Annotated in this window: 10 protein-coding genes and 1 pseudogene; 5 read left to right on the top strand and 6 right to left on the bottom strand. The window is 42.0% G+C overall.

What is annotated here, in order from left to right; all coding sequences use genetic code 11:
• On the bottom strand, nucleotides 1-686 hold a 686-nt coding region (locus WN50_RS24450), incomplete at its 3' end, for an SH3 domain-containing protein (RefSeq protein WP_049561073.1).
• Nucleotides 687-1021: 335 nt separating this feature from the next.
• Between WN50_RS24450 and WN50_RS24445 the strand changes: the two genes are divergently transcribed.
• The gene (locus tag WN50_RS24445; protein ID WP_046277632.1) at nucleotides 1022-2416 is read left to right on the top strand and encodes an NACHT domain-containing protein; all 1395 of its coding nucleotides are present in this window, start codon (nucleotides 1022-1024) and stop codon (nucleotides 2414-2416) included.
• Nucleotides 2417-2589: 173 nt separating this feature from the next.
• On the opposite strand, the gene petM is transcribed toward WN50_RS24445, so the two are convergent.
• Nucleotides 2590-2691 carry a cytochrome b6-f complex subunit PetM gene (gene petM / locus WN50_RS24440; protein WP_046277633.1) on the bottom strand — a complete coding sequence of 34 codons (102 nt, stop codon included), beginning with the start codon at nucleotides 2689-2691 and terminating at the stop codon, nucleotides 2590-2592.
• Nucleotides 2692-2784: 93 nt separating this feature from the next.
• Nucleotides 2785-4005 carry an L-2-hydroxyglutarate oxidase gene (lhgO, locus tag WN50_RS24435; RefSeq protein WP_425354828.1) on the bottom strand — a complete coding sequence of 407 codons (1221 nt, stop codon included), beginning with the start codon at nucleotides 4003-4005 and terminating at the stop codon, nucleotides 2785-2787.
• Nucleotides 4006-4152: 147 nt separating this feature from the next.
• On the opposite strand from lhgO, the gene WN50_RS24430 reads away from it, so the two are divergent.
• Nucleotides 4153-4629, top strand: a complete 477-nt coding sequence (locus tag WN50_RS24430; RefSeq protein ID WP_046277635.1) for a DNA phosphorothioation-associated protein 4 — start codon at nucleotides 4153-4155, stop codon at nucleotides 4627-4629.
• A gap of 120 nt (nucleotides 4630-4749) precedes the next feature.
• Here WN50_RS24430 and WN50_RS36585 read toward each other — a convergent pair.
• Together WN50_RS36585 and WN50_RS36580 are read right to left on the bottom strand one after the other, a co-directional pair.
• Nucleotides 4750-5552, bottom strand: a pseudogene (locus tag WN50_RS36585) (site-2 protease family protein); the annotation flags it as partial.
• A gap of 1 nt (nucleotide 5553) precedes the next feature.
• On the bottom strand, nucleotides 5554-6441 hold an 888-nt coding region (locus WN50_RS36580), incomplete at its 3' end, for a site-2 protease family protein (protein WP_235441117.1).
• A 207-nt stretch (nucleotides 6442-6648) separates the two neighbouring features.
• Here WN50_RS36580 and WN50_RS24420 point away from each other — a divergent pair.
• From WN50_RS24420 to WN50_RS24410, 3 genes are all read left to right on the top strand, one after another.
• Nucleotides 6649-7320 carry an MBL fold metallo-hydrolase gene (locus WN50_RS24420; RefSeq protein ID WP_046277637.1) on the top strand — a complete coding sequence of 224 codons (672 nt, stop codon included), beginning with the start codon at nucleotides 6649-6651 and terminating at the stop codon, nucleotides 7318-7320.
• Between the two features lie 281 nt (nucleotides 7321-7601).
• Nucleotides 7602-8066: a hypothetical protein gene (locus tag WN50_RS24415; protein WP_046277638.1), complete on the top strand. Its 465-nt coding sequence runs from the start codon at nucleotides 7602-7604 to the stop codon at nucleotides 8064-8066.
• 138 nt (nucleotides 8067-8204) lie between these two features.
• Nucleotides 8205-9212, top strand: a complete 1008-nt coding sequence (locus WN50_RS24410) for a M28 family peptidase (protein ID WP_200906322.1) — start codon at nucleotides 8205-8207, stop codon at nucleotides 9210-9212.
• Nucleotides 9213-9413: 201 nt separating this feature from the next.
• Here WN50_RS24410 and WN50_RS31150 read toward each other — a convergent pair.
• On the bottom strand, nucleotides 9414-11091 hold a 1678-nt coding region (locus WN50_RS31150; RefSeq protein WP_200906323.1), incomplete at its 5' end, for a pentapeptide repeat-containing protein.

Raw genomic sequence — 11091 nt, 5'->3', positions numbered from 1 at the left:
GTATATTGTCCGGTTGTGGGAAGTTCTCCCGTCCATTCACTGCGGCTATCAGTATAAGGATCTCCGGCTAAAAGTTGCCCGTCTGGGGTAACAATACGCGGAAAAACCTGTTCACGACTTTCAACCGTTAGGGTTTGACCTGCTTCTGCATTGAGAAGATAACGATGACTTCCCCCGCCAATAATTTCACCTTTAATAATCGCCGAATTTCCCCCCGGTAAAAAGTTAATCGGTTTCTCTACATTGGCACAACTGCTTTTGGTGCGATTTTTAGCCACCCATCCTTCTACGGGGCTACTAATTTGTAACCAACCAAGCTGTTCACTAACAACAGAAATAAACGTATTATTATCAAGTTGAGCGACAATATTATCATCCTTGACTTCAGGGGATGAACGGACATTCAGAGGTGCTTCTGGATCATTAACCACCGCCATATTAATCCGACAATTCTCTACAGGCGGTCGAATCACCACTGGGTTAGTTTCAGAAGACGGCGGGGAAATCGGGGCGTTAGCGGGTGCAGCAGCGACCGGAGAAGGCGTCGTTGGCGGTGGACTCTGGGAGTTTAAAGTCTCCTCAGTCGGAGGTTGAGAAGAGGGCATCGCCGTAATATAAGCGACTATTACGGCTGTGGCGAGTCCGGCTGCCCCTGCAATCATCAACTGGCTAGGTTTGAAGGACATCAGTATAGACCTCGTTTCTCAGGAAAAATTGATCGTAGCAATTTCGTGTAAGCAGTTTCGGGATAGTACCTGAAACTTCAGGACTTTCTCGGGAAATTTGACATCCAGATTTTAAATGTTCGTCTACCCTGTATATTTTAAATTAAACTTGAGCTGGCTTTAATNTCAGGAAAAATTGATCGTAGCAATTTCGTGTAAGCAGTTTCGGGATAGTACCTGAAACTTCAGGACTTTCTCGGGAAATTTGACATCCAGATTTTAAATGTTCGTCTACCCTGTATATTTTAAATTAAACTTGAGCTGGCTTTAATTGATCGCCAATATCCTATACTTCTATGTTACGATTTAATTCCAATCGACTCCCGCATCAGAAACGTTATCAACTGCTTCAGCACGTCAAAAACGAAGTTAAGCAATATCGGTTACAATCACCTCACAGAGCTGTATTAACCCATTTAGCCCAGGAAACTCCCCCGTTAAAAATGCGGCGAATTTGGGATATCGAAGCCAAGGTGGGAAATCGTCCGAGTTTTCGATTATCGCCTGAGTGTGGGATTATTCCGGTTTTTGATCGCATCGGCGGAAAGCTGTTGATTCTTGGAGGAACCGGGGCAGGAAAAACAACAACGTTAATCGGGTTAACGAAGGTATTGGTTAAACGAGCGTTACGCGATCAGGGAGAACCCATACCGATATTATTAAATTTAGCAAGTTGGACGGATAGTGAACAATCGATTGACAGTTGGATGATTGATCAACTCAATATTAAATATGATATTCCTACAGATTTAGCGAAAGATTGGCTGGAAAAATTACAAATTTTACCGTTATTAGATGGGTTTGATGAAGTCAAAAAAAATCAACATAATTCCTGTATTCTTAAGCTGAATGAATTTTTATCCAGTCAGATTTGTCCTTTACATTTAGTGGTTTGTAGCAGTGTAGAAGCTTATCATAATTGTGAAGCAGTATTGCAGCTTAATGGGGCTATTTTACTGCGTCCGCTCACCAAAAAACAAATTAGAACTTATTTAATGAATGCTCGCAGTCGAGAACTTTGGAATAATATTGAAAAAGATGAAAATTTATTAAAATTAGCGAAAAAACCCCTACTTCTTAGTATGATGACCTTAGCCTATGAAGAAATTTTAATCTCTTCTTGGAAGCGGTTAGGGACCTTAGAAGAACAACGCCAATATTTATTTAATGCTTATATTCGCACTCAAATTGCACCCCATCGCAAACCGTCAACCTCTCGAAAAAACTGGGAAGAACAAAATTTAGAAAAGGTTAGACAGGGCTTAGAATGGTTAGCCAAACGTTTGGAAGAAGAAAATCAGTCTGAGTTTTCGATTCAAGAAATTTCCCCCAGTTGGTTGCAAGATTCTCAACAAGAAAATCAATATAAGATTGGGGTTAAGTTCGTTTCCGGGTTGATTTGGTGGGGAATTATTGCTTTAATTGCTCTCGGGGTCATTTTGAGTTCAATTTTGCTCGTTTTTGGGGGAATAATTCTGGGTTGTATCTGGGCGTTTATCTATCGAAAGTTGGCAATTAGTGACTGGATAGAACAGTTTATTTTACGCGGTTTTTTGTCTTATAAAGGTTATCTTCCTTGGAAAACTAAACAGTTTTTAAATGTCGCAACCAAACGCTTACTTTTACAAAAAGTGGGTGATCGTTATCGGTTTATTCATCGTCTACTTCAACACCATTTTTCTCAACTGTAATTTTTATGATTTGTTGGAGTGAGAAGATATAGAAGAGTTGGAAAGAAGCAAGAACCACCACCAAGACACACCAGACACAAAGAGAGAAAATATTCTTCTTAAAAATTAAGCGATCGCACCAACCAAAACGGCGATCGCATTTTTTTATCCGGTTTTCAGATCAGTGACTTGACTTATTCGCCGCCTTGAAGTTTGAGTAACAGGAAACCGCCTGCTAAACCCACTAAAACGATAGAAAAGCACAAGACTGAAACATAAATGATTTCAGCAGCCATAGATTTTGATGTCTCCTTGATGTTATCCTTTCTAAATCTAGTATTTTAGCGTCCCTTTGGTCAAGCTTTTTTCCTCAACTCAGCAAACACTCGTTAAACCTTGAGAGTTGATTGCTGTCTATTTGCGACTTTTTCGACAATGGCTTTACCAATTTCTAAGGAAGCAGTAGCCGCCGGAGAAGGCGCGTTACAAACGTGCATGGCGTTACGTCCTTCTACAATTAAAAAATCATCCACCAGTTTCCCGTCATTTTTCAACGCCTGCGCCCGTACTCCCGCATGAGTTGGAATCAAATCTTCTGACTGAACTTCAGGAATTAAACGTTGTAAACTGTGAACAAATGCTGCTTTGCTAAAAGAGCGAATAATTTCTTCAATCCCATCTTTTGCGTGTTTGGTGGCGAGTTTCCAAAACCCCGGATAAGTCAGTGTATCAATGGTATCTGCTAAGTCAAAATCTGTCTTTTTGTAGCCTTCTCGCTTCAGGCTTAAAACAGCATTAGGCCCTGCATGAACACTGCCATCAATCATCCGGGTAAAATGAACGCCTAAGAAGGGAAAATTGGGGTTGGGAACGGGGTAAATTAGGGTTTTGACTAGATAACGTTTTTCGGGGATGAGTTCATAGTATTCGCCTCGGAAGGGAACAATTTTTGCTTCGGGTTTAACGCCGCCTAACTGAGTGATTCTGTCACTATACAATCCTGCACAATTAATCAAATATTTCGCTTGAAATTCGCCTTTGTTTGTTTCCAGAATTGAACCGTCTGAGGTGTTTTTAATATTCTCAACTTTCGTCGATAGTTGCAGTTTTCCGCCTTGTTGGGCAATCAGTTCGGCGTATTTTTGGGAAACTTGCGTATAGTTGACAATTCCGGTTGAAAAGACCTTGATTCCCGCTAAACACCGCACATAGGGTTCAACTTCTTTGACCTGTTCGGCGGTGATTTTTTGGAGTTCAAGACCATTTTCTAAACCGCGTTTATAGAGGTTTTCTAAGAGGGGTAATTCTTCCGGTTCTGTCGCAACAATGACTTTCCCACAGACATCATAATCAATGCCATATTTTTGGCAAAATTCCACCATCGAAATACAGCCTGTTCGACAGAGTTTGGCTTTTAAACTTCCGGGTTTATAGTAAATCCCTGAATGAATCACACCGCTATTATTTCCCGTTTGATGAGGGGCAAAACGGTTTTCTTTTTCTAAAAGCAGAATTTTTGCATCAGGATAACGTTCAGCTAACGCCATTCCCGTTGATAAACCGACAATTCCGCCCCCGATAATTGCAAAGTCATACATAAAATTAGACACTCTTGAATTTTAGTCTTTGAGAACTGATCTTACGGTTTTCAGCTTGTTTGAACAAGTCATTTCTGTAAATTTTAATCTATTGCGTGTAAAGTTCATGTAAATTATAATGTAAATCAGCCTTTAAAAGTAAAAGTATATTGATTGATTATGGCGTTTAATCGAATTCGAGTCGCAAAAGATAAAGCAGATTTTGTTAAAGCCTTAACCGAATCAGAAGGCAAAACAGGGCCGTTTCAAACCTATGCAGATGTGATGGTATTTGCCGCAACATTAGGAATGGGGCGCAAAAAACGAGTGCCTCTAGAAGCCATTTCTAAACGAGAACCTTCGCCCATTTCCTTAGAAGTTTTTATTTCTCGCGGCTATGATTTAGTGATAAAACTCATGGCTTTTGTGGAAGTGAATGACCCGCAAATTCTATCCCCTTTTGATGCGGAATCCGAAGAAAAACGGGCGGAAATTTTTGAAGAGTATGCCAATGGGGGTTTAGAAGTATTACTCGAAGAATGTCGAGGAGCAGTCGATTATTCAGATCGAATCTTATTACTGTTGATGTCGGAACGCGATCGCTATAATCAACCCGAACCCGATCAAGAATTTGATTTAACTCGATTTTTGAATTAAAATCTTATTAGATTCATCCTTGATACTTGGTCGGAGTCGATTAGTTGCAACTCTTTTAAGAGAAAATCAACTCACTTCGCCGCTTTTACCCGAATTTAGGTGTTTAATTTCCGGCTTTTTCTAAAAATTTAACCACTGAGCCACCATCTGAGGAACAGGTAAAAGAATCACCAATAATAAACACAGCGTCAGCAATCCTACAAAGTCTCTAATATTATCCAATTCGCTGACATCATTTAAGGCGGGTTCATCATTGAGGGGTAAGACGAACAGCAAAACCGCTAAGATCAAAAACTCCTGTCGAGTCAACGCCAAAATCAGAATTAAAAAGCGAGAAACTTGACCAATTGCCATGCTCGTGCGTTGACCCATCATCGCATGAATCATGTGACCGCCATCAAGTTGACCAACCGGAAGTAAATTAAACGCAGTGACAATTAAACCCAAATATCCAGCGATCGCAACCGGATGAAAATCAATCGCATCAGTAGCCGTTAATTCCGTTCCCAAGGTTAACTTACTCAACACCGTTAACAATAGAGAAAAACTGGGATTAATCGCATCAAAATCTAAAATTCCCACGCTATCAGGGGGCGCCGAAATCACCGTTGAATGAGCCAATCCCCACATCAAAATCGGTAACGTGACGATAAATCCCGCCCAGGGGCCAGCCACACTAACATCAAATAAAGCTTTGCGGTTGGGAAGCGGCGATCGCATTTGGATAAAAGCGCCCAAAGTCCCGAGGAAAAACGGCACGGGCATAAAATAAGGTAAAGTTGTGCGAATGCGATAACATCTCGCCGCCAGATAATGAGCCGATTCGTGAATCCCCAAAATTGCCATCAAAGCCAGCGCATAAGGTAATCCTTGGCGCAATAAATTCGGATCAGATTGCCAAGTTTCAGGAGGCACATCTGCCANCATTTGGATAAAAGCGCCCAAAGTCCCGAGGAAAAACGGCACGGGCATAAAATAAGGTAAAGTTGTGCGAATGCGATAACATCTCGCCGCCAGATAATGAGCCGATTCGTGAATCCCCAAAATTGCCATCAAAGCCAGCGCATAAGGTAATCCTTGGCGCAATAAATTCGGATCAGATTGCCAAGTTTCAGGAGGCACATCTGCCATCGTTACACCCGCTAACGTCGTTGTAAATAAGGTAATCACCAACAATGCCAAAGCTAACAGGGGTCGCGTTATAGGGTCATTGTCAGTCACCTTTTTAGCGGTTTCAATGTAGGGATTAGGAACCAACGCAAAGAAAGGTTTATCATTCAAATCCGTTTGAAAAACGACAATAAAGCGATCGCCAAATTGCGCCTCAATTTTATCTCGAATCGTTTGATAGACAGTCTCCGGGTTAGACCGGATTTGGCCCCGACAAATCACCGCTTGGGGGCGATGTTCAAGTTTTTGTAAGGGAAAAACCGACCAAGGGAAACACTCACGCAGTTTGTTTTCCTCCGAAGGGGTAATCACTCGGGGAGGAGGCGGTTTCGGTGTTGTTTCCGGGGTCATGCTTGAGAGAGATGTCGTAGACGAATCGATCATTTCTGGCGGCATTTGGCGTCCGAGTTGAACCAGCAACCAGTAAACACAAGGACAAAGAATAAAAGGGATAATGATCAGTTCAGGTGGAATACGCCTCTGTTCACCGTAGACAAGCTGCCAGGTACTCCAAATCAACGCAGGTGTCATCATCACCAGCCATAATATCCAAATCGGTGTACGGGTAATGCGAGCGACACCCCGTCGCAAAATCCAGTACGTTATAAAACCTAATAGGAGCAACCACAACCAAAGAAGCATGATCTAAAATTTCACTGCGACTAAAAACCCAGTCTAAAATCAAAAATTGAAATGAGTATAACTAACAAATAACAGAAGCCATCGACTCAAACTGATGCTTAGACTAAATTCTCTGCTATGCTATTATCCCACACTGAGCAAAACCTGTAGCCGATGAAACTGTTAGCTCAAGATGACAATCTTTAAATTAACCCTTCAAACCTTTCTATGGTGCAACCCCGACCCGTTTCTCAACCTCCAAAGCCTGTACTCGAAAATATTTGGGCTTTTTCTCCCAACCGAGAGACATTAGGGGGAACAGCCTACTTGATGGTCGAAAATCAAACTAATATTCTGATCGATACTCCCGCTTGGGACGAGGTGAACCGGAATTTTATCGAACAACAGGGGGGAGTTCAGTGGTTAGTCATTACCCATCGCGGAAATATTGGTCAAGCACGGGAGATTCAGCACTCAACAGAATGTCATCTTCTCATCCAAGAACAGGAGGCTTATCTGCTCCCGGAAGCAACTGTTACTTCCTTTCAACAGGAGTTTACCCTCAGTCCTCACAGCCAAATGATTTGGACTCCCGGTCACTCTCCTGGTTCGTCCTGTTTCTACTCTAGCTTAAATGGAGGCCTGTTGTTTAGTGGACGTCATTTGTTACCCAATCTTCAGGGTGAACCCGTCCCGTTAAGAACAGCGAAAACCTTTCACTGGCCACGACAAGTTCAGAATGTCAAACGGTTAATTGAGCGATTTTCCCCACAAACGCTACAATTTCTCTGTCCGGGAGCCAATACCGGAGCGTTACGCGGGAAACGGGTGATTGAACAAGCTTACGACAAACTCGCTCGTTTAGACTTAGAAGCGTTATTACAGTTATCAGTCTTGTAGGGGTGGCTTCATCAATTACCTCTACCAGTGACGAGTAACACAAATTTCAACTTCTATTAAGATTTATCAAAATCATTGGGGCTGTTTCCAGGCCAAAGAAATGATCAAACTTGAGTCTAGTGACTGCTTTGAGGATTTTTAGACTCCTGAAAGGCTATCTATTCTCCCGTTCACGCAGATGATCAGAACTTGGTAAAATGCAGTTTGTGAGTTTAGCGATCGCACACACGATTAAATAAATTCATCGAGATTAAATTCGTCGGAAATTTCATTAAACCCCTATGACCTCAAGCGCTGCATATCCTAACGCTCCTGATCTTTGCGCTGATGACTATGTGATCATTGGTTTAGCAACTTGTTTCATCAAACAAGAAGGGGAAGTTCATCAAGTTCAAATTATTGAACCCATTCCCTCAGCCGCCCTCGAAGCTTTACTCAAAGGAATTCCCACGTCTTATGAAATGGCTTGTGCCACAACAGTCGGAGCGGTTCTCACAGGCGAGACTGCCCAAATTCCTGCTGAGTTTCCACCCGAGGTGCAGTTAGCTGATGATTTTAACCAACGGGTTTTCGCTGCCGCCCGAACTTATAAAAGTCGTCCAAACGCTCAATCTCATATTGCTTTAGGGACAGTTTTTAAAGACTTAAACTATTCCTTAGAACGCAAACGCATTTTAAATTCAGAGCGAATTATCAGCACAGAAGATAACGTTAAACAGCACGCTTATACTCATCAAGTCCTTTAATATTGTTTGTTGAATCGGTAGGGTGCATCAAACGGGTTCTTATGAAAGTACATCATAATATAGGTGATTTGATGCACCCGACTACTAGATGATATATTTGTTGTGATGCGCCCATCCTCAAACAAAAATCAATTTAGAATGCAGATTGTTAACAAGTCTGCCTTAGTTCGTTTAGCGATACTTTTCGCTGTATTGCTGATTTTAGGGGCTTGGGCAGGGTTGACGATGTTTTGGATGCCCGAACACAGTTATAACGGCAAACTTCAACCTTTACAAAACGAAGAAATTGCACTTCAAACCTCACTCAAACGAGATATTCAAAAGATAGCAGATGAGATTGGGGTGCGAAATGTAAGTCAATATGAAAATCTGAATGCAGCAAAAACGTTTTTGGAAACTGCTTTAACTGAAGCGGGTTACGAAGTAAAACTCCAGGAATATCAGATTAATAATAAATCATATTATAATCTAGAAGTTGAACGATTGGGAACCGAAAAGCCTAATGAAATTGTGCTGATTGGGGGTCATTACGATTCAGCTTTTACCAGTCCGGGGGCTAATGATAATGGCACGGGTGCCGTCGCTACGCTAGAACTCGCACGAATCTTTGCCCAGAAATCTACCAAGCGCACGGTTCGTTTTGTTGAATTTACCAATGAAGAACCGCCTTTTTTCTGGACAGAAAATATGGGAAGTTTGGTCTATGCCCAGCGTTCGCGTCAGAATCAAGAAAATATTGTGGCGATGTTAAGCTTGGAAACAATGGGCTATTTTTCAGACACGGTAGGGAGTCAAAAATACCCTTTCCCCATTAATTTATTCTATCCCAATCAAGGCAATTTTATTGCATTTATTGGCAATCTCAACTCGGGAAATTTAGTTCGGCAAGCCATTAAATCCTTTCGTCGTTATGCTGAATTTCCTTCAGAAGGTGTTTCTTTACCGAGTTGGATTCCGGGTGTTGGTTGGTCAGACCAATGGGCTTTTTGGCAACAGGGATATCAAGGAATTATGATTACAGATACCGCTCCTTATCGTTACCCTTATTACCACACAGAAGAAGATACTCCTGATAAAATTGATTTCGATAAGCTAACAAGAGTGGTCGCTGGATTAGCTGAAGTTATCTCTGATTTGGCGGAGTAAAGATGGTTGGGGTGCATCAAACAGGTTACTGTTGTGATATGATATCCGACTAATCAATAATCGTGCTGGTAGGGGCGGGTTCTGCCTAGATCTTGACGACCACTCCGAGATTGAGTTAAACCCGCCCCACCCCATAACAAAATTAATAAACCGGACATCATATGAAATTCCATCCAGATGTGGCTGATTTGATGCACCCTACTACTGAGGAGAATTAGAAGAATTGGGAGAATTGTTAACATTAAAAGTTTGCCAAGAGTGAATCGCTTGTACAATAAAATGACCAATCGGGCGATTAATTGCTTGTTCAATCTTTTGACAATTTTCTGAAGTTAAAGTCTCAATCAAACTTTGTTTTAAAACCGGATCACTTTCGAGTTGTTCGACAATTTCCGCCGCCGCTTTCATCTGTTCAGACGTTGTATTAATCGGATAAACCGCTTCTATTTCTTGGATAAACTGTTCAATCACTGACACAATAGCCGCTAAATTAGTAGGCAGTTTATTAGGAGTTTCCGGGGCTTCTTTTGGTGAATGATCAACCCTTGTCGAATTGAGAGAATTGTCGCGATTTTCAGCTTCTAGAATATCTCTTTCTCCTTTGAGAGAAACTTGAACAATTGTTCCTGAAAATTCGGAAGGGTTATCTTCGGAATCTAAAATCGTCGAGTACCAACTTTGTTTACTTTGCAAGAACGAACGAATAATAGCTGTAAATTGCTGGGGTTTTAAAGTTTTACTCCAATCAGTTGGTTGACGATAGGGATTTGGATCATCACTATTTTCAGCCGGAAGACGCAAAAACAAATAATCACAAGTAATATTTCTCAGTTGAGTCGTTAACGTAATACCCCAATCTTGAATAAAAGCCCCCGTTAACGTTGAACCATTCAGATTGGCTTGACTTAATTTCGTTCTCACCAGTTTAGCTTTGGATAAATCAACCCCTTTTAAATTAGTCGAACTGAGATTAGCCCCAATAAAACTCGCCTTTGTTAAATTAGCATTTTGTAAGTTCAGTCCCCGCAAATCTTGATAATCAAAATTCTGGTTTTCGCCTAGACCTGTTTGCAACAATTCCCGAATTTGAGTATTTTCTAAATAAGTATTTCCGCATCGTACCTGATCCAGTTGCTTCGCCCCCCGCCAACGTGTGCGCGTCAATTTAGCTTGGCGAAAATCAGCACTTTTCAAGATAGCATTGGTAAAACTAGCATCCGTTAAATCCGTATTGCGAAAATTTGTTCCGCCCGTCGCTGCTAAATTAACCGCCAAGTTGTGAATTAAAACATATTTTTGATCCCCTTGAATCCCCCGCCAACCGATATAATCAAACCAAAACGTTACTAAAACAGATATTGCGATCGCCATCGCACTCACCCCTCCCGAAATATAACCCGCAATGGCACTCGCAATCGCCGCCACCATCAATACTTTCGCCACACTCATCACCCAGGCTATACGTTCAGCAATCACAAAAATCACCCCAAAAGCGACGGCTGACGCAAACAGAATCGCCCCCGCAAACCCCGCTAACACCCCCGCAATTGCCAATGTACCCAGCAAGGTGACGACATTCGCTAGTCCAGACACCACCCCGATAATAATCCCGACAACGGCAATTTCGATCGCATCAACAAACGCTCCCCAACCCCGTTCAATTCCCCGACGCCCCGCAATCAAAACCAGTACCAGCATTAAGGCCAGAGCCGCCCAACCCGTGTTAGAGTCTTCGGGAGTAGACATATTGAAAAACACCAAGACAAAATAACCCACTAGCACCAAAGCCAGTCCCAACAGAACCAACAACAACCAGGCCACCCCCGAAACGATGATCATCCAAACTTTAGGAAGTCCAGCTTTCACGCCTCGAAACTTC

Source organism: Limnoraphis robusta CS-951, from assembly GCF_000972705.2.
This window is presented reverse-complemented; position numbering and strand designations above follow the sequence as displayed.